The organism is Natronosalvus halobius (assembly GCF_024138145.1).
In the GTDB taxonomy this organism is placed as follows: domain Archaea; phylum Halobacteriota; class Halobacteria; order Halobacteriales; family Natrialbaceae; genus Natronosalvus; species Natronosalvus halobius.
Map to the genome: position 1 here is coordinate 2,155,902 of NZ_CP099997.1, position 21,342 is coordinate 2,177,243.

Sequence of the window (21,342 nt, forward strand, 5' to 3'; positions counted from 1 at the left end):
CGAGCGGTTGAGCAATCGAGCGAGCAACGCATAACGAGCAGGATCCCTCCGAGCCGCAACTGTCGTGCACAACACGACTCGTCGCTCACGAACAGCCGCCGTTTTCTGACCGCTGGATCCAGGAGCCGTCGGTCGTCAGCTCCTCGCGGAACGTTCACGTGGTCCGAACGGTACGGAAAATCCGGTCAAAACACGTAGGAACCGAGATTATTCCCGTCACCACCCAACCCCGGAGTACGATCAGCACATGACGACGAACATCCCATCACCAGCGCTGTTCGAGCAGCCCAACGTAGCGACCTCGACGTTCGACCTTCTGGCCGACCAGCGGCGCCGCGTGGTGGTACGGTACCTCGAGGAAACGACCGGCCCGGCGACCCTCGGGGAATTAGCCGAGGAAATCTCGTCTCGCGAATCGAGCCATCGGTTGCACTCGATCTCAGACCACGCGGACGCCCAGCACGACCACCTCCGGTCGATCACGATCTCGCTCCACCACGTACACATTCCAAAACTCGCTGACGCGGACGCGATCGACTACGACCCGGAGACGAAGACAGCCCTCCTCACCGAAACCGGGGAACGCATCGCCGCCCGGATGGACGCGATCTGTGGCGAGCCACGAGACACCTACGATCGCTCGTCGTAGCCCCCCGCGACCTCCGACCTGTCGTCGTAGCCTCCGCGCCTCGAGCTCGATAACCGGTACCGTTTTGCACGGCCGCGTGACACAGTGAGGTATGAACCACGCCAGGGGACCACTGCTCACGATCGACCTCGAGAACCGTTCGTGGGAGACCGAATCGATCGACGACGTACTCGAGCACTACGTCGGCGGTCGTGCGGTCGGGACAAAACTCGCTCACGACCGAATTCCGTTCGACGCGGACCCGTTCGGGCCCGAGAACCGCCTCTTCTTCGCGACGGGGCCGCTCCAGCACTCGACGATGAGTTTTACCGGACGGATGTCGGCGACAGGGCTTTCGCCGCTGACCGACGGCCTGCTCTCCTCGAACGCCGGGGGCTTCCTCTCGCGGAACTTCACGGCGACGGGCTACGGCGCCGTCGAGGTCGCGGGCGAGAGCGACGACCTCGTGATCGTGCACGTTACGGACAACGGCGTCGAGTTCGAGGACGCGTCGGCGCTCGAGGGGGCCGAGACGAGCGAAATCTGTGAGTACATCGAGGACGAACACGGCCTCGAGGCCGAGCACACGGTGACGATCGGCCCCGCAGGCGAGAACCGGGTTCGCTTCGCCTCGATCATGACCTCCCGCGAACGCGCGTTCGGCCGCGGCGGCCTCGGAGCCGTGCTCGGGTCGAAGAAAGTCAAGGCGATCACCTTCGACGGAGATTCGACGCACGACGTCGAGATTCCGCCCCTTCAGATGGACGTCCACCGCGAGGCCGCCCAGTCCGACCACATCATGAAACGGCAGGGCACCTCCTCGATGACCGAGTTCGCGAGCACGGTCGAGGCCCTACCGACGCGGTACTTCTCGGAACTGAGCTTCGAGGGCGCCGAAGGCATCAGCGGCGACCGGGTCGAGGAGAAGAAGTACAAGAAGGGGACCTGCTCGGCATGTGCGTTCGCCTGCAAACTCCCGACCAGGGACGACGAATCCGGCCTCGAGACCGAGGGCCCGGAGTACGAGACGGTGATGGCGTTCGGCTCGAACGCCGGCGTCGACGACATCGTCGACGTGATGCAGTCGAACAAACTGTGTGACGAACTCGGGATGGACACCATCTCCGCGGGCGACGTCGTCTCGGCGTACCTCGCGAGCGAGGACGCCTTCGGCGACGCCGACCTGATCCACGAGACCGTCGAAAGAATCGCCCACCGGGAGGGAATTGGCGATACGCTCGCCGAGGGCGTCGACCGCATCCACGACGAACTGGGCGTCGACAACTGGTCGGTCAAGGGCCTCGAGTTCCCCGCCCACGACGGCCGCACGCTCAACGGGCAGGGACTGTCCTTTGCCACGTCCAACCGCGGTGCCGATCACATGTACGCCGAGTTCTACTCGCTCGAGTACCCGCTGGTCGACCAGGACCAGGCAATCGACAAGGAGGGGCTCGAGGGGAAACCCTCGAAGGTCGTCGAGAAGGAGAACCTGAACGTCGTCAAGGACAGCGCGGTCCTGTGTAAGTTCTCCCGGGACTTCGTCGACGCCGACCGCCTCGAGACGCTGCTCGACGCGGACTACGACGACCTGCTGGCTATCGGCGGTGAGGTCGTCGCGATGGAGCGCCACTTCAACAACCGGCGCGGCATGGATCGGGCTGACGACCGACTGCCCTACGATCTTCCGGGCTTCGACGACGCCCTGTCGGCGTATTACGCCGAGCGTGGCTGGAACGACGACGGCACCGTCCCGACAGAAGCCGTCGGTGCGGGCGAGCCGGTCTCGAGCGACGACTGACTGGTTCGGCTGTTTCTGCCGCTCTCGCCGTTCTCGCCGTTTCAGCTGTCCACGCCGGGTTCGAACGCCTCGAGCCGCCGTCTCGCGTATCGATACCCGCCGAGCCCCGCGACTCCACCGGAGACGCCACAGAGGGCCACCGTCGCCGCAATTCCCACGAGCGAGTCGGCGATCTCCGTCCCGAATCCGACGAAGAGCGGGCTCGCGACGACGACCATCGCGGCGAGGTAGACGAGCATGGCGTACAGTTCGGGCGGCGACAGGGAGGCGGGCGTCGGTCCCTCCAGGTTCGGGAGGTAGGCGCCGACGGCGAGCGAGAGGCCCGTCCCGCCAATCGTCACCAGCGTCGCGGCGACCGCGAATCCGACGCTCGTCAGAGGTGGATAGCCGGCGGCGGCACCGACGAGGAGCGCGGCGGTGGCGACGACTGGCACACCGGGGACGAGCGCGGCGAGGGCGTGCCCCCGGAGGATGGCGTCCGGCCCGCCCGGCGTGGTCCGCACGAGTTCCAGGACGACCCGTTCGTTCCCGAGGGGGTTGAGCGTCGTCCCGAGGCCGACCGCCGAAGCGGCGTACAGGACGACGAGCGGCGCGAGCAGGGCGGGTGCCGTCGTCGACACGTCGGCGGTCACCGGACCCACGAACGCCAGCGGCAGGACGACGTAGAGCATCGCCCGCGGCGACCGACGCATCCGTCGCCACACCGCCGCGGTCGCTCCCGCCGTCGCCCGGCCGAATCGCGCCTCGAGCGCCCGTCCCACGAAACGCGTCGGCCGGCCGGGACGCGAGTCGGAGACGATACCGTCGTCCAGGACGGTCTCGGCGAACCACAGCGAGCGGCCGGAAACGAGGGTCGTTCCCAGGGCGAGGGGGATCACGCCTGTGGCGACGAGCAGTGCAGCCCCGGCCTGGACTGGCCCCGCCTCGAGACCGGGCGTGGTCGCGAGCGCGAGGTCGCCGTACCAGCCGAGCGGCGTCGAGCCGAGCACGCCGGCGACCCGACGGCTGACGGCGAGTCCAACGAAGGTGACGAACAGGAGGAGGACGCTCACGGCGTACCGGGCGCTGTAGAGTCGCGGGGAACGTCGGATGGCGGCCCGAATGGCGACGCCGACGGCGGTTCCGGCGAGCAGGCCGGTCAGGAGGATGGCGCCGCCGCCGACGACTGCGCCAGCCAGCGTCGCGGGAGACCCCGTCCCGGCCGTGAACGCCAGGGCAGCCCCCAGCGTGGCCGGGGCGACGAACCAGCCGTGCTCGAGCAGGGCTGCCCCCAGGACGCCGGTGATCGCCGACGAGAGCGGGACTGCGGTGACGGCCTCGGTCGGTGGGGTCTCCCAGCCGTCGCTCGTCGTCGCCCCCAGCGCGCCGAGACCCGCCGTCAGAACGAGTCCCGTCGCCGCGAGTTCGCGCGTACGTTCCAGGACGCGGTCGCTCTCGGTGCCGACGAGGGTGCCGTAGTGGTAGGCGCCGGGTTCGGGCCAGACGGACTCGTAGAGGGGGACCGGAACGGTGCCGACGAGCAACAGCGTGGCGAACGTCGCGCCGAGCACGACGGCGGCCGCCAGTTGCGGGTGGCGACGACGGCGCCGGAGTTCGACGCGATGGCGAACCGCCGCAATCTGTCCCGCGGCGCGAGCGGCGGCGAGGACGCGCTGACTCGAGGAGGTCACTGCTCGAGGTTACACCGGGGGGTGGTTCACTCTCACGGTTTGGCATTTGGTGCGACCGGAGGATGAGACAATAGTATAGAACATATAGGAATTGTCTCCACTCAATAGTATAGAACATATAGTAATTGGCATAGCTCATTGCTATAGAAAATATAGTAACAGTCTGTGTCGAGGTGGGTGGGCTAGCTGGCGTGGCTCACCAATCGCTGGAGACGCCGTACTCGTCACTCGACCTGACGTCGGTGGTCGCCGTCAGTCCGTGCCGTCCGAGTGTCCCGGCGAGGTCCGGCGCTCACTCGCGGTCGCCCTCGTCGGCCCCGAGGTCCTCGAGGTCCTCGAGCGGCGCGGGATCGTTCCACTCGTCTTCGGCATCAGCGTCTCCGCTTCCATCCTCACCCACATCCTCGTCGGTCCCCGACCGAACAGTCCAGGGCACCTCGTCGGCCCTCGAGGGGTGGACGTTGACGGCGCCGCCCCGGTAGGGGTCCGTCTCGGGGTCGTAGTCCAGTTCGCTGCGAGCGAGCAAGTAGACGATGGCGCCGTAGACCGGCACCGCGAACACGATCACGGCCCACTTCCGCGGGTTAGACATCCCGACTTCGCGGGCGTCGCGGTAGACGTACGCAGCGAGACCGGCGAAAAACGTGATCGAGGCGAGAACGAGCGTGGCGAGCCCCAGCGAGTCCATATCGGTGGTTGGCGCTCGAGGGTTCTAAACGGATTGCCTCCAGATATCTAGAACTCTAGTTGTACCACTCCCGCCGCGCCCGGAGCACACGGGCGATCAACGGCAGGTCCCGAACGCCGAGGAGTTTCGCGAGCGCGAGTCGGCTCCCTTTGTTAGCCTGGGCCAGCGTGTCGGTGTCGAAGCGGTTCAGGTCCGCCATGAGGTCGTCGTAGCGGTCGTTCGAGGCGAGGTAGAGCAGGTGGGTCATCAGGAGCCGCGTGTCCACGTTCGGGGCGACGTCCCGGTGCCAGAGCGTGTCGTAGACCGCGAGATTGTCGGCGGTGGGCTCGATCTGGCCGTGTTTGAGACAGCTGTCGGCGGCGACGGCGGCCGCCCGCCCGGACTTCATGCAGGTGTGGATTCCCTCGCCCCACAGCGGGTCGACGGTCGGGACGGTGTCGCCGATCGCCATGAACCGATCGGTGTGGATCTGGCCTGGCGGCTGGATGTGCGCCGATCCGCGATGCTGGCGGCCCTCGATTCGCTCGGCCTCTGCGAATCGGGGATCGGTGTCGATCCAGTGCTGGAGGTAATCGTCGATGTTGAAGTTGTCCCGGCCGTGCTGGTGGTGACTGTCGTTCTGGATGTAACAGACGCCCACCTTCGCGGTGTCCTCGCCGGTGTGGAAGATCCAGGAGTAACCCCCCGGCGCGATGTCGTGGTCGAGGCGCAACATCATGGCGTCGGTCAGGTCGGCGTAGTCGGGGTGGTCGACCTCGATCCCCTCGAGTTCGTACTCGATCCCGATGGCGTGGTTCTTCCGCTTGAGGTCGCTCACGCCGAGTTTCTTCGCCAGCGGCGCCGCGGGACCCGTCGCGTCGATCACGATGTCGGCGAGGAGTTCCTCGGAGCCGCTGTAGGTGACGCCGACGGGTTCGTCACCCTCCGTGATCGGCGCTGTCGCTCGCGAGTCGAAGCGGTACTCCGCACCCTTCTCGCGGCCGTCCTCGACCAGGAATCGCTTGAACTTCCCGAAGTCCAGGACGGCACCTGGCTGATCCTGCACGTAGTAGTCGTTCGGCGACTCGAGCACCACGGATTCGGTGAACTGCTGGACGACGTCGTCGGGAATCCCGAACGAGGCCATCATCGATGGGAACGTGCCAGCCGTCGACTTGTTGCTCTGTTTCGGGAACTCGTCTTCCGCCTCCGTCTCGAGGACGACGACGTCGTATCCGCGGGCAGCCAGGTCCCGCGCACACTGCGCACCAGCGGGCCCAGCCCCGGCGATCACTACGTCGCAATCTCCGTTCATAAGGCACAGACTGTGCTGGAGCATTATGAGTATACCCAGTTATGTTCGCGAATGAACGTCACACTCGCGTGAGATATGCGACCACCTTGCACTCGTAGGCTGAACGAACCGGCCGCCACGCCTGCAGTCACCGGTGGCGATATTACGTATCTCGACCTCGTAGCACGACGTATGTCACTCGAGACGCTCGCCCGGAGCGACGTCGTCACCGCGTCGCCGGACAGTTCCATTCGAGACGTCGCGTCCATGATGGACGAAGAGATGGTCGGCAGCGTGGTCGTCACCGAAGGAGACGAACCGGTCGGCATCGTGACCGATCGCGACCTCGCGCTCGCGGTCCTGGTCGACGGCGACGACCCCGAATCGGCGACCGTCCAGGATGTCATGTCCGGGACGGTTCACACGATCGGCGTCGACGCAGGATTCTACGACGCGACCGAACGGATGAACGAACGCAACGTCCGGCGGTTGCCGGTCGTCGACGACGACGGCTCCCTCGTGGGGATCATCACGCTCGACGACCTGAGCGAACTGCTGGCGGACGAACAGAGCGAACTCGTCGGCGTGATCCGTGAGCAGCGCGCGCCGTACTGATATAGTAGTCGTCGAAACGATTCACCCATCCGTCGCAGGCGAACGGCCGGAACCAGCCGTTCTGGCCGTACAGTCGCGACCGAGGGTGCAATGACGTTCAACGCCTGCTATAGTGACCGTGTTCACGTTTCGAAGAGGCACTCGGCGACGACCTGCGTCCGTGCCGTGAGCGCCGTCGTCGTCTTCGAACTCGCCTGGAGCGAGTCGTTGATCGCCCCGTAGAGCGCGTCGAACGCGAGGTCGCCGTCCTCATCGCGCCAGTCTTCGAGCGCAGGCGACTCGAGGCCACAGGTCGGGCACTGGCGGGACGAGTCGGGGTCGAAAACGGCGGGGTCGTCCGCGCCCTCGAGCCCCGTGAAACAGCCGTAACAGCACCCGAGTCCGACCGCGATACCGTCCGAGAGTTCGACCACCTCGCGGAGGTCGCGCTGGAGGCTCCGCGCCGCGGTGCAGAACGATTCGAGTGTCGTCGAGAGCGTTTCGGCTGGCGGGTCGTCGTTCGCTTCGCCCGTTTCGTCGGCCGCTTCGCCCGTTTCGTCGGCCGCTTCGCCCGTTTCGTCGGCCGCTCCCGCCGCAAGCGCCTCGAGATCAGACTCGGCCGGCGCCCGCTCGAGCGGGTCGAGGGTCGCGTCGACCATCGCGAGCGCGAGGCAGGCGTCCTGGCGAGCGGTGACGTAGGTCGCGCGGTCGTTCTCGCCCTCCTCGATCGCCGCCGGCAACTGCGTCGCGAGTGAGGCGAACGAGGCGACGGTCGAGATGGCGTCGCTCTGTCGTCTCGTCACGTCGCGAATCGTCTCGAAGAGGCGCGTTCGCTCGTCGAAAACGCCGTCCTGAGAGCGGTGCAGCGTCCGAAAACAGTCGTCACAGACGGTGACGAGCGCGCTCTCGTGAACCGTGCCCTCGAGGTCGACGTCGCCGACCGCCGCGACGCGGCAGGACGACGAGTCGGTACGGGAGCCGGAGTCGCTGTCGCAGTATCGGCACGCGTGATCGTCGCGTTCGAAGATCGCCTCGCGATCCGCCTGCCAGGGTCGAGCGTCGGGTTCCACGACTGGTGGTCACGCCGGCGGCGCAAAAACGCTCCGGCTGTCGACGTGCGCGAGACCGGGCGCTTCGTCGTCACGTCAGACTGTCGCCGTCGTGGTCGCCGACACTTCCGCGAGGAACGACGTGAGCACGTCGTTCACCCGGTCGGCCTGCTCGAGGAAGCAGGCGTGGGAGCCACCGTCGAGCTCGAGGAACTGGACGTTCGGGAGTTTCGCCTCGAACAGACGACCGTTCTCGACCGGGACGATCCGATCCTCGCTCCCGTGGATCACGAGCGTCGGCAGGCGAATGCCCTCGAGGCGGTCGCTCACGTCGAACCCGGTCATCGCTCCCAACTGGGACTCGAGCGCCGGGTTCGACGGCGCCTGGGCGAGTTGCCACTCGACCAGGCGATCCAGCAGGTGGGGGTTGCGGTTGGTGAAGCGTTCGGTGAAGAGCGGACGCAGTCGCTCGCGAGCGGTCTCGCGGGACGAATCGGCGCTCGCGAGGAGTTCCGACAAGACGTCCTCGTCCATCGCCATCGCGTCGACCCCGCCGTGGCTCGTCCCGATCAGGGTGAGGGAGGCCGCGCGCGAGTACTCGAGCGCGTAGCGCTGGGCGACCATCCCGCCCAGGTCGAGGCCGACGAGGTGGGCCTCTCGAACCCCGGCGTCCTCGAGTACGGCCTCCAGATCGGCAGCGAGTCCGCCCACGGAGTAGCTCAGGCGCGACCGCAGGAGCGGCGACCGGAGGCGTCGCGGGAGTCGGCCGACGAGCGGGGGGAGCCCGGCGTCGGAGCGATCCGTACCCCGCGTGTCGGGAGCGATCAGGTCGTACTCGCCGGTACCGGCGAGCGCCTCGCGCTGCCAGCGCCACTGCCAGCGCCCGAAGCCCAGTCCCTGCAGGAAGACGACGGGTACCCCCTCGCCTCGTCCGTCCCCTCGCTCGCGCTCGTAGTGAATCGACACCCCATCTCGCGTGACCCGTGGCATGCCTCGAGGTACGAGGTCGGGCCTCTTGAACGGACACCACTGCCGACTGCCGACCCGGGCCCAGGTCGAGCGCGTTCTGGCACCTGCCCGGTAAGATAAATGGCCGAACGAGTAAACCGTGTGTTTAACCACCCCCGGCGGAATGTATGGATTGATGAAACGGCTCCACGCTCGCTACCCCTTCCTCGAGGCCGCTCGCGAGGCCGTCGCCACCGAGGCGGTCGACCTGGCGACGGTCGTCGAGCAGGACCGGGCGGTCGTCGAGCGCGCCCGCGAGCGCGTCGTCGCCGCCCTCGAGGACGGCGGAACGGGCGAGCCGAGTCGCGACGCCCGCGTCGAACTGCTCTCCTACCCGGTCGCGCGCGTCCTCGTGTCGCTGGTCGCCGAGAACGTCCTGATTCGAAAGTACGCCCGCGCGGAGGCCGAGACGGCGTTCGATCGGTTCACGGCCGACTTCACGGACACGACCGAACTCAAGAGCGTCGAGTCGACCGGGGTCGACCTCGAGACGCTACTCGCGGAGTTCGACCTCGGGCCATCGGTGTGGTCGGTCGCCGACGACCCCCCAACGTATCGGATCGACGTCGGTGCCTACCTTCCGCTCGCGGACGACCTCTGGGCGGACGAGTGGCGACTGGTCAACCGGGCGCTCGCCGACGGCGAAGTGCCGATCACCGAAGCCGAACTCCTGACGCTCGTCCGCGAGGCCGTCCGGACTCGCGTCCAGGACGGCCTCCCCTTCGACGTGCCCGAACCAATCGCGGCCGCCCTGGAGGACGAGGCCGCCGAGATCCGCGAGGTGCTGGCCGAGATGGACCTCACGCGGGAGATCGACACCGTCGTTCCGGACCTGTTCCCACCCTGCATGAAGGCGCTGCTCGACGACGTTCAGAAGGGCGAGCACCTGCCTCACCACTCACGGTTCGCGATCACCGCCTTTTTGACGAGTATCGGGATGACCACCGATCAGATCGTCGACCTCTATCGGGTCAACTCGAGTTTCGGCGAGGAGATGACGCGCTACCAGACTGACCACATTCGGGGCGATAGCTCCCCGACGGAGTACTCGCCGCCGTCGTGTGCCACCATGCAGTCGTACGGCGACTGCGTGAACAAGGACGATCTCTGTGAGCGGATTCCACACCCGATGGCCTACTACGAACACCGAATCGACGACGCCGACGAGGACGACCTCGAGGACTGGCGTGCCGAGAGTGGGCAGTCGGCCGAGGGCGACTGACGTCGCAGGATCTCGGGGATCGTGTGGTCGGCGGAACGAATGTGAAGAAGCGAGCGCGAAGAAGCGAGCGTGAAGAAGCGAGCGCGAAGAAGCGAGCGTGAAGAAGCGAACGTGAAGCGTAGCGATGCAAGCGGGATCGAACCGACTCGAGTTTCAGGCCGACGTGTCGGTTGTTCAGGCCGATGCGTCGACGGAATCGTTCGTCACGTACGCGAGTGCGACGCCGACCGCCAGCATGAGCACGACGAAACCGATGATCGTCCCCACGAGCAGCTGTCCGCCCTCGGGGGTAAGCGTCCCGTTCGTCTTGTAGTTCTCGCCGACGACCATCATCGCGCCGATCATGATGGCCACCATCGGGATTGCGACGCCGATTTCGATGAGTCGGTCGCGCTCGAGCATGATAGCGTGGATTTCGTCGCGGCGATCAAAAGCGCTTCGAAGGGTCGGTCGGGGTCGAAAGACTTAGTGTGGGGCTGACGTATGATCAGGTATGGATAAAGGACAGAACACCGGCGGGCTGATGTCCAGTGCGGGACTCGTTCGCTACTTCGACGCTGAGGACAACCGCGGGATTCGCATCGATCCGAAGACGGTCATCGCCTTCGGCGTCCTGCTCGGCGTTCTCGTACAGCTGTTGACGTTCGTCGCGTAGGTCGCTCTTCGGTGCCTTTCGCGCCATCGAACGCCTCGAACGCCTCGAACCACCAGGCAAGGAGATCCCGACGAGTCACTACTGTACGCCCCAGCGCACGACCGTTCGGGTCCTGGATTGCCGTCTCGCATTCGTGACGCGCCATTTTTCTCCCTACCCCCACTACGGCAAGCTATGACTCTGGTTGCGGGCGTCGTCGGGGTGCAGGGGAACGTCAGCGAACACACGACGGCCATCGAACGCGCCTGCGAGGCGCGAGGCGAGGACGTCGTCGTCCACGAAATTCGAACCGACGGCGTGGTGCCCGAGTGCGACCTGCTCGCGATGCCCGGCGGTGAGTCGACGACCATCTCGCGGCTGATCCACCGCGAGAGAATCGCCGAGGAGGTCGTCGACCACGTCGACGCCGGGAAACCGCTGCTCGCCACCTGTGCGGGCCTGATCATCGCCGCGGCCGACGCCCAGGACGACCGCGTCGAGACGCTGAACCTCCTGGACGTCCACGTCGAGCGCAACGCCTTCGGCCGGCAGAAAGACAGCTTCGAGGCTCCGCTCGATGTCGCGGGACTCGAGGAACCGTTCCCTGGCGTCTTCATCCGCGCGCCGGTGATCGACCAGGTCGGCGACGCGACGGTGCTCGCCGAGTGGGAGGGGCGCCCGGTTGCGGTTCAACAGGGATCGGTCGTCGCCACGTCGTTCCACCCGGAACTGACGCAGGACGACCGAATCCACGAACTGGCGTTTTTCGAGTGAGCCGAGACAACGTGGGTCAGCAGCTACGGTAGTCGGCCGGCGCCGTCTCCCGCCGCAGGAAGACGGTTCGCTCGAGAGGAGCCGTCTCCACGGGGGAGAGCCGACAAATCCACCATATTTAGGCCTGCCTAAAGATCGAGGGAGTTATATTGGTTTAGGCGAGCCTAACTCGCATGTCGAGACAAGCGGGGACTCGCCGAGGGCTGACCCGGCGAGAGACGATCGCGTACAGTGGAACCGTCCTCGGTGGTAGCGTACTCTCTGGCTGTCTGTCCGGAGAGGGGAACGGAGACGGGGGTTCGCCCACGTCGACCGGGTCGGGTGCCGAAGGCGATCCGAACGGCGAAGCCACCCGCTCCGAAGGCGAACCTCACACCGCCACACTGGCGCCCGTGGGCGAGGTGACGTTCGACGCGGTTCCGGAATCCGTCTTCACCGTCTTCCCCTGGTACGCCGACATGGCGGTCGCGCTCGGACACGGCGACAGTATCAACTCACTGTGGTGGGCCGAGGAGTTCGACGCGATCTTGCAGTACTTCACCGCGGACCTCGAGGGCGTGTCGGTCTCGTGGGCAGACCTCGAGGGCGAGTACGGGGCGAACGAGGAGCGACTGTACGAACTCGACAGCGACCTCCACCTCGTCGACCCCGCCTGGCTGTCGACCCAAGACGGCTGGGACCGCGACGCCATCGATCGAATCGCCGACACCGTCGCACCGTGGTTCGGCAACCAGTACAGTAACCTCCACCAGACGCCGCCCGAGGCGTGGGCCGCCGATTACGAGTACTACACGCTCTGGGAACTATTCGAACAGGTTGCCGCCGTCTACCGCGAGCGAGCCCGGTACGAGGCGCTGGCGTCGGTCCACGCTGACCTCCTCGCCAGGATCGAGCGCGACCGGCCGGCACAAGCGGATCGTCCAACCGTTGGCTACCTCCAGCTGCCGACCGACCTCAGCGCCGTCTCCGTCCTCCGGTTGAACGCCCCCGGCTACTACAACGCCCACACGCGACCGCTCGGGTCGACCGACGCGTTCGAAGACCTCGAGATCACCGGCGAGTTCGCCTCGGTGGACTTCGAGACGCTGCTCGAGGCCGACCCCGACGTCCTCCTCGTGCTCTGGGGGATGACGTCGTCGGTGGATCTCGAGGCGTTGCGCGCAAATCTCGAGGATCACTCCATTGGTGGCCACCTCTCCGCGGTCCAGGAGGGGCGAGTGTACACGCAGGGAACGCGGTTCCAGGGACCGCTCATGAACCTGTTCCAGCTCGAGATGACGGCCAAACAGCTCTATCCGGAGCAGGTCGGCGAGTGGCCGGGATACGAAGACGGCGACAGCTATCCCGACTTCGACGCGGACGAGCAGTTGTTCGATCGCCAGCGGGTGAGCACTATCGTTACGGAGGGTAGCGACGCATGAGCAGCGACGATTCACGCCCCCAGAACCGACGGCGCCGTACGTCGAGACGAGCGGGAACGGGATCCGGCCCGTCGACCGACGACCGGCCTCGCATGCTGGCCCGGACGTGGGTCCTGGCGGCCCGATTCGGCGACCCGGCCGACTACGACGTCCCGACGGTACCGGCGTGGACCGTCCTCGAGCCGGAGTCGGGTGGCATCGCGTTCGCCGCGGACGGCGCCGAGCCGTTCATCCACGCCGAACGGCCAGCGACCGTGCGGCGGTAACGAGAGCGATGGTCGGAACGACGCTCCAGGCCATCCGAACCCACCTCGAGGGGCTGGCCAGCGAGGGCGGCGAGTATTCGCTCGTCTGCGCCCGGTACGGCGACCGACCGGTACCGGCCGCCGACCTCCGGTTCGAGAGCCGAGCGACCGCCCGCCTGGCTGCCAGGGCCACCGAACAGTATCGCGATACGCTCCGTCGGTACGACCCACAATTGCCCTACTACGACGTGATCGTTCGTCAGGAACACCCACCGGGCGACTGGGCTGTGATCGGGGACCAGAACTCGAGCACCCGTCCAGCCAGCGGCGTCGCTTCGAACGCTTCCTCGAAATCGGATGCTGGGCGGTGGACGGGCGAGGGACGTGACCTCGTCGAGTTCTGTCACCGCGTTGCCGGTGCCGCGTTCGAAACGATGTCGACCCACGGCTACGACGCCCTCGAATCCGCGGTCATGGACGCCTACCTCGCACTCGCCGAACGCCTCTCGAGTCCCGACGGGCTCTGTCTCTGCTTGCTCGAGAGTACGGCGATCGAACTCGCTACCCGGCTGTCGCCGACCGATCAGGTGACGTTCCTCTCGGCGACGGCGGCTCGGCTGAACGTGAGCGACGACCCGAGCGTCGATCCGAGCCACGGTCGAGTGGAACGATCCATCGACGGATCGCTCTCGCGACTCCGGGCCGTCGGCATCCTCGAGACGTTCGAGTGTGTGCGAACGGGGCCCACCGAGACGACGCCTGCCTCGAGACGGGCCGTGATCGACCTCGGTGAGTACGCGCTGTCGCCCAACGAGGGCCGACTTCCGCTCTTGCCCGTCGTCGTCGAGTGGTATCGCTGTCAGCAGGCCTGGCTTCCCGTGTCCGCGACCGCGAGCGATTCGACGAACGGGTGGCGGGTCGAGGTCGTCGATAGACCCGAGCGTCTCGAGGTCGCGGTTGTGGACAGGGCGAAGAGCCCGCTTGCGCCGCGTATCTCCTGATTTTCATCCACGATCCGAGCGCAGACTCGACCACGTTCGAACGAGGCCGCCAAGCATTTCACCGCCTCCGTGGACGATTCGAATTCGACGAGACCAGCGCGTACCTACTCTTTTTCTCACCCGCCGTCGTGAGAAGCCGTATGAAGGCATCGATCGACGCGGTTCGCGTCGCGGGAACCCCACAAGGACCGGTTCCGGTCGTCGTCCTGGAGGTCGAAGGGGAGACGGACGTGGTCCCGATATTCATCGGCTTCGAGGAGGCGACCAGCATCGTCCGCGGCCTCGAGGCCGAGGACATCGGCCGGCCGCTGACCCACGACCTGTTGCTCGACGTGATGGAGGAACTGGGCGGCCGGGTCGACCGCATCGTCGTGAGCGAACTCTCCGAGCGCGACGACGGGCGGGGCGGCACCTACATCGCGGACCTGCACGTCCAGACGCCCCGAGAGACGGTCGTCGTCGACGCCAGGCCGAGCGATTCGCTGGCGCTGGCCGCCCGGACGAACGTACCGATCGAGGTCACCGAGGGCGTCTTCGAGGCCGGACGAGACGACAGCGAGAAGTTCGAACAGTTACAACCCCTCGACGAGACCGGTGACCTGTAGATGGACGACACGCTCGAGGCCCTGTTCGCGGTGATCGAGGATCGCAAAGAAACGCTCCCGGCAGACTCGTACACGGCGTCGCTGTTCACCCACGAGAAAGGGGAAAACGCCGTCCTCGAGAAACTCGGCGAGGAGTCGACGGAACTCGTACTGGCGGCCAAAGACGACGACCGCGAGGAGATCGCCCACGAGGCCGCAGACATCGTCTATCACCTGCTCGTCCTGCTCTCGATGAAGGGCATAGACCTGGCGGAACTCGAGGCGGAACTCGAGGCGCGCCGCTGACGCCCGTTTCTCGTGACTGCTTCTCCGACGGCCGAACCGACGACGCTCACCTTCGTCCGCCACGCCCACTCTCCCTACGTGCCGAACCGGGAGGCTGAACGAGGACTCTCCAAGCGAGGGCATCGCGACGCTGCTCGGGTCGCCGACGTGGTCGCTCGCGACGGGCGCCCCGTCGACGCTGTCGTCTCGAGCCCCTATGCGCGGGCGGTCGAGACCGTCCAGCCGATAGCCGTAGCCGCCGGAACGGACGTCGTCACGGACGATGGGTTCCGGGAGCGGGCGCTGGCCGGGAGCCACGTCGAGGACTTCGAGGCAGCAATCGAGAGAGTCTGGTCGGAACCCACGTTCGCCTGGCCGGGCGGCGAGTCGAACGACGAGGCGCAGGTGCGCGGCCTCGAGGCCGTCGAGCGAACGCTCGAGCGGTGGCCCGGCGACCACGTGATCGTCGGCACCCACGGTAACCTCCTGGCGCTGATCTTGCGTGCCTACGACGACCGGTACGATTTCGATTTCTGGCAGGAAATCACGATTCCGGACGTGTACCAGGTGACCTACCGGTGCGGAACCCCGGAACAGATCACGAGAATCGACCCCGGCGCTCGAGGTGCCAGTAATTGACGGGGCGGTCGGCGCCCGGACGCTCGAACGCCGACAGAGCCGAAGAACATTGGCAAAGCCGAACGGCAGACCGTTGGAGCCTCCCGGGAATCACCACGACTCCAGGAGGTCTCCGGGTTTTCGGTCCGGAACCACGTCGTCCGGCAAGACGTCCCAGTCGAGGCGCGCCTCGTCCGGATCGACGTCGGTCTCGAACCCGGGGTCGTTGGCCGGCGGGCCGCCGCGTTCGGCCGGAGGCGGCGCGCCGTGAGCGTGGGTGCCGTCGGGGTGTGGAACGGTCCAGACGTGCAGCACGCACGGCGTCCGACAGGGGAGCGAGAGATTCCCCTCTCGGTAGTCGCGTTCGTACACCTGACGGTAGTATTTCCACGCGAAGCGGCCGGGCAGGCCGCGGTGGTAGTGCCAGGGCGAACACCGACGCTTCGCGGCAGACGAGTCGCCTGCTCCGTCGCTCTCCGCGTCCTCTCGCGCGTAGAGCGCCGGCGGGCGGTCGACCGGGTCGCCGTCGACGGTGGCGATAAACATGACGCCGATGGGGCGCCAGAACTCGTTGTCGACGAGGACCGCCTCGGGACGGTCGGGGTCCAGGACGACGTCGTCGCCGATGTGGGCCGGGTGCAGCCAGTGTGACCACCCGTTCTCGGACTTGAGGCGTGCGGCGTCGAAGTAGGGAACGAATCCCCGATCGAGCAGGTCGCCAACAGTGGCGTACTGGTCCTCGATCGCCGCCCTCGCTCGCTCCCTGAGTTCGGCCGTTGTCGGATGGTCGTCCGCACACCCGTCCGTGCTCGCACCGTCGCACGGGGCCGCGTCCGGTTCGATCGTTGCCTCCGGACAGCGTCGACTCGAGCGTTCGGACCGCTTCGCGGTCGCGGTTCCGATCACGGATGAACTGCCCACCGAACCGGCGGCTGCGAGCAGCGTCCGGCGCCGAATCGTCGGGGTGTCGCGCTTGCGCTCCATGACAATATTTGGCACGACAGTACGAACTGTAAATCGTATCGGCGGTCGATCGAACTGTCGTATCGTCCGAACCGTCACCTTCCGCCACCGAACGCCCCTCGCCTATTGCACAGCCAGCGCTGCGTACTGCATATCCCAACCCCGCATACTGCACCTCCGACTCGACCGAACTCGGATGGCGTCGATTTCGATCACGACCGGCGACGCCGTCAGAACAGATCCTGCGTGATTTCGAGCGTCTCCTCCCGGTCGTCCCAGTCGACGAAGATGGCCACGCTGGTCGCCGAGGTGATGAGGTCGTGGACGTTGATGCGGGCGTCCGCGAGCGGGCCGACGATGCCCTGGATGACCCCCGGCTGGTTCGGGAGTTCGCCGCCGGTGACGCGGACGACGGCGAGCGGGGCGTCGACGGTGACGCTCGAGAGTTCGTTCCGGGCGATGACCTCGCGGTGGAGGATGTTCTCGGCGCGCTCGGAGGCGTCCTCGTCGACGTAGAAGGTCACCGAGTCGAGGCCGCTGGCGACGGCGTCGATGTTGATGTCGCTCTCCCCGAGGGCGGCCGACAGCGACTGGAAGACGCCCGGCTTGTTCCGAATCGCGCGACCGGCGACGGTGAGACAGGCCAGGGGTTCCTCACGCATGTCCACGAGGCTCTGGAACTGGCCCTCGATGTTCGTCCCGCCAGCCAGCAGGTCGCCGTGCTGGTAGTGGACGACGCGAACGCCGAGTTGCTCGTGCTTGTACGAAAGTGCAGAGGGGGCGACGACCTCTGCGCCGCGGAACGAGAGGTTCCGGAGTTCGTCGACGGATATTTCGCCGACGTTACGGGCGCCCTCGACGACCCGTGGGTCGCCCGTCATGACGCCCTCGACGTCGGTCACGATGACGACCTCGTCGGCGTCCATGTAGTTGCCGAGCATGACCGCGGTCGTGTCCGATCCGCCGCGTCCGAGGGTCGTCACGGAGCCGTCCGGCCCCTCCGCGAGAAAGCCCGTGATGACCGGCACGGTGTCCCCGAGTTCCGCCGAGAGGGCGGCCGCACGGCGCCTGGTCTCCTCGACGTCGACCTCGCCGAACTCGTCGGTGATGACGGGCCAGCCCTCGCTCCCGGGTTCGTAGAAGCCGGCATCGACCCCGCGGGCGGAGAGGGCCGCCTTGAGCATCCGGACGGAGGTTCGCTCACCCATGCTGACGATCTGGGCGCGGTCGGCGTCGTCGGCCTCGAACGTGATCTCTTCGAGCAGGTCGTCGGTTGTCGAGCCCATGGCGCTGGCGACGACGGCGATCTCGTGGCCGTCCGCGACGGCGGCCGCGATGGAGTCGGCTGCACGGTTGATCCGATCGCCGCTGCCGAGGCTCGTCCCGCCGAACTTGGCTACGACGCGCATCGAATCACTCGGCTGGCCGAGGGTGAGGGCGTCGCGGTGGCTTCACTCATATGCCAGACCGTTACCACAGGGTGCAAATAACTGTGTCCCTCCGTCGCATTTTTACCGTCGTTCGATCGTCTCGAACTGCCACCCTCGACCCCCGTCACTGATCGCGTTCGTCCGTCGAATTGACGTGGAAGATTGACCCTCAGGCCGACGACGGCTCACGGAAGTATTCGTCGCGCTCGAACGGTTCGTCCTCGCCCTCGACCGCGATCACGTCCAGGGCCGTCACCTCGGCGCCGACCTCTAGCAGGCCCGCCAGGCTCGGCTCCGTCCGGCCGCCGTCGCCGCTGATGAGTTCCTTGATGTAAAGGCCGCCCTCCCCGTGGACCGACACCTCCGCGCGGGTCGGCTCGAGCAGGTCGCCCTCGATGGCGTGGACGGTGCGCTCGCGGGTGAGGCTCGCCCGCCGGTGGTCGACCCGTTCGGGGGTGTACTGTTCGAGTGTCGCCCCGTCGAGCGCCTCGAGGGCCGCGTCGAACGTCGTCTGGTCGACGGGTTCCTCGAATGCGACCTGCGCCCGGTAGCGCTTGCTCGCGTCGTGTTCCTTGACGCGCTCGACCATCTCGTAGGTCGCCAGGCGCAGTCCCTCGACCTCGACCGACCCGTCGGCGGACTCGTTGATCGCCGCCTCGAGGGCCGCCGGGTCGGGCGACCGGATTCGCGGGCGTTTCACCTCCAGGACGAACGGCCGGCCCGTCCCGACCATCAGGGCGTCGACGTCCTCCCGGCCGGCGCCGTGGAAGGTGCCGGACTCGCCGTCCATCGCGTCGACGACGTGGGGACGGACGAACTGCTCGACGCTCTCGTCGTAGAGGTACCCCGAGCCGCCGCAGTACTCGCAGGGTTCCTCGCCCTCGTCGCCGAGCTGAACGCCGTCGCCGCCGCACTCCCGGCAGGGCCACTCCGTCTGGGGGATGTCGCGCTCGAGTTTGCGGTAGCGGCCGTAGACGAACGCGGGGTTGACCTGCAGGTCGACGGCGTGGCTCGTCACGGGTACGCGCGCGTCGTCCGTGCTGGCGCTCGCGCTTTCGCTCTCACCCTCGTTCACGGCCTCGCTCTCGCTCTCCTTCACGGCCTCGAACACCACGAACGGATCGAACGCCTCGAGGTCGATCACCGCCAGCACGTCGGGGCGCTCGACCTCGAACGCGGCGCCAGTCCGAGCGCCGACACGGCGGCCGACCTCGCGGTTGTATTCCCGTTTCAGCGGTTCGCCGGCGTCGGGTTCGAAACCCGCGTCCTCGCGGAGCAGGCGGTCGTTCTCCTCGACCAGCGGCGGAACCCGTGTCCCCACCTGGTAGGTATCGAAGTCGATTCCCTCGAGGGCCGCGACGACGGTGTCGGCGACCGCGTCAAACGCCCCGCAGTACCCCTCACAGACCCAGCAGTCGAGCGGGTCGACTGGCTCGAAGTCCTCGTCGTCGGCCAGCGCGACCGTCGTCCGCAGTGCCCGCCCCCGTTCGGCGTTGGTCAGCCCGAAACTCCGGTCGGCGACGGGCCTGCCCAGGCAGGCGTCACAGACCGGTCCCGACGCGAGGAGCGCCCGGGCGTCTTCCGTGAGCGTCATGTCCCGGTATGGGGAGGCCGGGGGTAACACGCTTTCCCTTCCCGTCCGGGATCGAGTCGGTGGTGGCCTTTACAGTCGTCTGGCCCGTCTCTCCTGTATGACCGACCCACGACCGAGCCGTCGCAGCGTCCTCTCGATGGCCGCCACCGGCGCGTTCGCCGCCGTCGCGGGCTGTGCCGAACCCGGCTCGTCCTCGAGCGCGGTGCCGTTCGACCAGGGGAACACGACCATCGACGTCGACCAGGACGACCGGGCTGACGGCTCGGCGTACACCGAGGTGTACGGGGCCACGAGCGACGCGGTCACCCTCGTCCGCGTGGCGGAGAACGGCCAGGACGGGAGCCGGATCCCGACACAGGGCGAGGGATCGGGGTTCCTATACGGCGACGGCTACCTCGTGACCAACGACCACGTCGTCTTCAGCAGCACGGACGTCGACGTCTCCGTCCAGTACGCCGACGGCCGCTGGACGAGCGGCGAGGTGATCGGCACCGACTTCTACAGCGACCTGGCGGTCGTCGAACTCGAGGAGGTTCCCGAGTCGGTGACGCCGCTCTCGTTCGCCGAGGAGCGTCCCGTCGTCGGCCAGGAGGTGCTCGCCATCGGCAACCCGGTCCGCCTCGACGGCTCGATGTCCCAGGGCATCGTCAGCGGCGTCAACCGGGCCGTCTCGCCGGGCTGGCACGACTTCTCCTACCCGAACGTCGTCCAGACTGACGCGGCAGTCAACCCCGGCAACAGCGGCGGCCCGCTCGTGGACATGAACGGCGCGGTCGTCGGCGTCGTCCACGCCACCCAGGGCGACAACATCGGCTTCGCCATCTCCGCGGCGCTCTCGCGTCGCGTGGTCCCCGCGCTCGTCGGTCGGGGCGAGTTCCGCCACTCCCACATGGGAATTCGTCTCGTCCCAGTCGATCCTACGCTGGCCGAGGCCAACGACCTCGACCGCGCTCAGGGGATCCTGGTGGTCGAGACGCCGGACGGCGGGCCCGCAGACGGCGTCCTCGAGCCGAGCGAGATCGAGAACAGGATCCCGGTCGGCGGCGACGTGATCCGGGAAATCGACGGCGAACCGATCCTGGACAACCACGCGCTCTCGACGTATCTCGCCCTCGAGACCGACCCCGGCGACACGATTTCGATCGCGGTGGTGCGCGACGGCGAGGAGCGAACCGTCGAGTTGACCCTCGGCGAGCGGCCCGAGCCGGATTTTGGTCCGTTCTGAAGGCGTTTTGAGTCGTTCTGAAGGCGTTTTGAGCCGTCAAATTAAACCGCCTCGAACCAAACCGCCTCGAGCCGAATCGGCCGATCCTCCTGGAGAAGGCAACCCCTACACTCGAGTACGAGGTCCTCACTCGAGTAAGCCACCCGTACAGATCAGTTCTCGTGAGCGTCGGTATCGGTCGACGAACGGATTCGAAACGGCCGGTTGTCGAGAGAAATCCGCGGAGGACGGCCGTTAACCGGTCGATAACAATAGGGCTCGTCGTCAACACTTCGAACTGTCGCTACCGCCTCAGCCATGAATCCCCCTCACTCGAGTCGTACCGTACCGCCTGCTCGCGCCGGTTCGTTCGACGGACCCCGCACCCGTCGAGCCACCGACGCGACAGTGACCACACTCCCCCCGGAACAGGAGACGCCGTGACCATGTACCTCGGAGAGACCGTGACGACCGTCGGGTTCTGGGTCGGCACCCTCCTGCCGTTCGTCTACGTGCCGGTGTTTCTCACCGGTCTCAACTCGACGACCCGACTCGGCATCTTCTTCGCGCTCGTCGCGTTCAACGTGCTCGCGCTCGTCGTGGGCCACGACTATTCGGGGTCCCAGCCCCAGTAACGGTTTTCCGATTTTCCGTTTTTC

At 66.8% G+C, this 21,342-nt stretch carries 23 protein-coding genes; 14 read left to right on the forward strand and 9 right to left on the reverse strand.

Annotated features, from left to right (window positions below; all coding sequences use genetic code 11):
* Window positions 1–247 precede the first annotated feature (247 nt).
* Both NGM15_RS10605 and NGM15_RS10610 read left to right on the forward strand, forming a co-directional pair.
* Window positions 248–649, forward strand: coding sequence for a DUF7344 domain-containing protein (locus tag NGM15_RS10605; RefSeq protein WP_253430574.1), 402 nt, complete (start codon window positions 248–250; stop codon window positions 647–649).
* A 91-nt stretch (window positions 650–740) separates the two neighbouring features.
* Entirely contained in the window at window positions 741–2,426 is a 1,686-nt protein-coding gene (locus tag NGM15_RS10610) for an aldehyde ferredoxin oxidoreductase family protein (protein WP_253430577.1), read from the forward strand.
* Between the two features lie 41 nt (window positions 2,427–2,467).
* Here NGM15_RS10610 and NGM15_RS10615 read toward each other — a convergent pair whose 3' ends face one another.
* The 3 genes from NGM15_RS10615 to NGM15_RS10625 form a co-directional block, all read right to left on the reverse strand.
* Window positions 2,468–4,096, reverse strand: a complete 1,629-nt coding sequence (locus NGM15_RS10615; protein WP_253430580.1) for a hypothetical protein — start codon at window positions 4,094–4,096, stop codon at window positions 2,468–2,470.
* A gap of 292 nt (window positions 4,097–4,388) precedes the next feature.
* Window positions 4,389–4,784, reverse strand: a complete 396-nt coding sequence (locus tag NGM15_RS10620; protein ID WP_253430583.1) for a PLD nuclease N-terminal domain-containing protein — start codon at window positions 4,782–4,784, stop codon at window positions 4,389–4,391.
* 55 nt (window positions 4,785–4,839) lie between these two features.
* Complete coding sequence (locus NGM15_RS10625; RefSeq protein WP_253430585.1) at window positions 4,840–6,078, reverse strand: digeranylgeranylglycerophospholipid reductase; 1,239 nt, start codon at window positions 6,076–6,078, stop codon at window positions 4,840–4,842.
* A 171-nt stretch (window positions 6,079–6,249) separates the two neighbouring features.
* On the opposite strand from NGM15_RS10625, the gene NGM15_RS10630 reads away from it, so the two are divergent.
* Window positions 6,250–6,672, forward strand: a complete 423-nt coding sequence (locus tag NGM15_RS10630; RefSeq protein ID WP_253430587.1) for a CBS domain-containing protein — start codon at window positions 6,250–6,252, stop codon at window positions 6,670–6,672.
* Window positions 6,673–6,794: 122 nt separating this feature from the next.
* On the opposite strand, the gene NGM15_RS10635 is transcribed toward NGM15_RS10630, so the two are convergent.
* Both NGM15_RS10635 and NGM15_RS10640 read right to left on the reverse strand, forming a co-directional pair.
* A complete protein-coding gene (locus NGM15_RS10635; RefSeq protein ID WP_253430590.1) occupies window positions 6,795–7,721 on the reverse strand; it encodes an HNH endonuclease in 927 nt (308 codons plus the stop codon).
* A 75-nt stretch (window positions 7,722–7,796) separates the two neighbouring features.
* Entirely contained in the window at window positions 7,797–8,690 is an 894-nt protein-coding gene (locus NGM15_RS10640; RefSeq protein WP_253430593.1) for an alpha/beta fold hydrolase, read from the reverse strand.
* A 154-nt stretch (window positions 8,691–8,844) separates the two neighbouring features.
* On the opposite strand from NGM15_RS10640, the gene priL reads away from it, so the two are divergent.
* The gene (priL, locus tag NGM15_RS10645; RefSeq protein ID WP_253430595.1) at window positions 8,845–9,930 is read left to right on the forward strand and encodes a DNA primase regulatory subunit PriL; all 1,086 of its coding nucleotides are present in this window, start codon (window positions 8,845–8,847) and stop codon (window positions 9,928–9,930) included.
* A gap of 174 nt (window positions 9,931–10,104) precedes the next feature.
* Here the strand turns inward: priL and NGM15_RS10650 are convergent, their stop codons facing one another.
* The gene (locus NGM15_RS10650) at window positions 10,105–10,332 is read right to left on the reverse strand and encodes a DUF7472 family protein (protein ID WP_253430597.1); all 228 of its coding nucleotides are present in this window, start codon (window positions 10,330–10,332) and stop codon (window positions 10,105–10,107) included.
* Between the two features lie 91 nt (window positions 10,333–10,423).
* Here NGM15_RS10650 and NGM15_RS10655 point away from each other — a divergent pair, with 91 nt between their 5' ends.
* The 8 genes from NGM15_RS10655 to NGM15_RS10690 all read left to right on the forward strand — a co-directional run bounded on the left by NGM15_RS10655 (window position 10,424) and on the right by NGM15_RS10690 (window position 15,513).
* Window positions 10,424–10,585 (forward strand): preprotein translocase subunit Sec61beta, encoded by a 162-nt coding sequence (locus NGM15_RS10655; protein ID WP_253430599.1) that lies wholly within the window; start codon window positions 10,424–10,426, stop codon window positions 10,583–10,585.
* Window positions 10,586–10,759: 174 nt separating this feature from the next.
* Window positions 10,760–11,338 (forward strand): pyridoxal 5'-phosphate synthase glutaminase subunit PdxT, encoded by a 579-nt coding sequence (gene pdxT / locus NGM15_RS10660; protein WP_253430601.1) that lies wholly within the window; start codon window positions 10,760–10,762, stop codon window positions 11,336–11,338.
* 173 nt (window positions 11,339–11,511) lie between these two features.
* On the forward strand, window positions 11,512–12,759 hold the full coding sequence (locus NGM15_RS10665) for an ABC transporter substrate-binding protein (protein ID WP_253430603.1): 1,248 nt from the start codon (window positions 11,512–11,514) through the stop codon (window positions 12,757–12,759).
* The gene (locus NGM15_RS10670; RefSeq protein ID WP_253430605.1) at window positions 12,756–13,025 is read left to right on the forward strand and encodes a hypothetical protein; all 270 of its coding nucleotides are present in this window, start codon (window positions 12,756–12,758) and stop codon (window positions 13,023–13,025) included. Before NGM15_RS10665 ends, NGM15_RS10670 begins: the two co-directional genes overlap by 4 nt.
* A gap of 8 nt (window positions 13,026–13,033) precedes the next feature.
* Complete coding sequence (locus tag NGM15_RS10675; protein ID WP_253430607.1) at window positions 13,034–14,005, forward strand: DUF7551 domain-containing protein; 972 nt, start codon at window positions 13,034–13,036, stop codon at window positions 14,003–14,005.
* Between the two features lie 140 nt (window positions 14,006–14,145).
* Window positions 14,146–14,610 (forward strand): bifunctional nuclease family protein, encoded by a 465-nt coding sequence (locus tag NGM15_RS10680; protein ID WP_253430610.1) that lies wholly within the window; start codon window positions 14,146–14,148, stop codon window positions 14,608–14,610.
* Window positions 14,611–14,895, forward strand: coding sequence for a phosphoribosyl-ATP diphosphatase (gene hisE, locus NGM15_RS10685; protein WP_253430613.1), 285 nt, complete (start codon window positions 14,611–14,613; stop codon window positions 14,893–14,895). It abuts the gene before it with no gap.
* Window positions 14,896–14,907: 12 nt separating this feature from the next.
* Complete coding sequence (locus NGM15_RS10690; protein WP_253430616.1) at window positions 14,908–15,513, forward strand: histidine phosphatase family protein; 606 nt, start codon at window positions 14,908–14,910, stop codon at window positions 15,511–15,513.
* A gap of 90 nt (window positions 15,514–15,603) precedes the next feature.
* On the opposite strand, the gene NGM15_RS10695 is transcribed toward NGM15_RS10690, so the two are convergent.
* The 3 genes from NGM15_RS10695 to NGM15_RS10705 all read right to left on the reverse strand — a co-directional run bounded on the left by NGM15_RS10695 (window position 15,604) and on the right by NGM15_RS10705 (window position 19,479).
* Window positions 15,604–16,476: a hypothetical protein gene (locus NGM15_RS10695; protein ID WP_253430619.1), complete on the reverse strand. Its 873-nt coding sequence runs from the start codon at window positions 16,474–16,476 to the stop codon at window positions 15,604–15,606.
* 209 nt (window positions 16,477–16,685) lie between these two features.
* Window positions 16,686–17,864, reverse strand: a complete 1,179-nt coding sequence (locus tag NGM15_RS10700; protein ID WP_253430622.1) for an aspartate kinase — start codon at window positions 17,862–17,864, stop codon at window positions 16,686–16,688.
* A 190-nt stretch (window positions 17,865–18,054) separates the two neighbouring features.
* Window positions 18,055–19,479, reverse strand: a complete 1,425-nt coding sequence (locus NGM15_RS10705) for a tRNA pseudouridine(54/55) synthase Pus10 (RefSeq protein ID WP_253430625.1) — start codon at window positions 19,477–19,479, stop codon at window positions 18,055–18,057.
* 97 nt (window positions 19,480–19,576) lie between these two features.
* Between NGM15_RS10705 and NGM15_RS10710 the strand changes: the two genes are divergently transcribed.
* Both NGM15_RS10710 and NGM15_RS10715 read left to right on the forward strand, forming a co-directional pair.
* Entirely contained in the window at window positions 19,577–20,704 is a 1,128-nt protein-coding gene (locus NGM15_RS10710; RefSeq protein ID WP_253430628.1) for a S1C family serine protease, read from the forward strand.
* Between the two features lie 419 nt (window positions 20,705–21,123).
* Window positions 21,124–21,318: a DUF8028 family protein gene (locus tag NGM15_RS10715; protein ID WP_484549586.1), complete on the forward strand. Its 195-nt coding sequence runs from the start codon at window positions 21,124–21,126 to the stop codon at window positions 21,316–21,318.
* Window positions 21,319–21,342 lie beyond the last annotated feature (24 nt).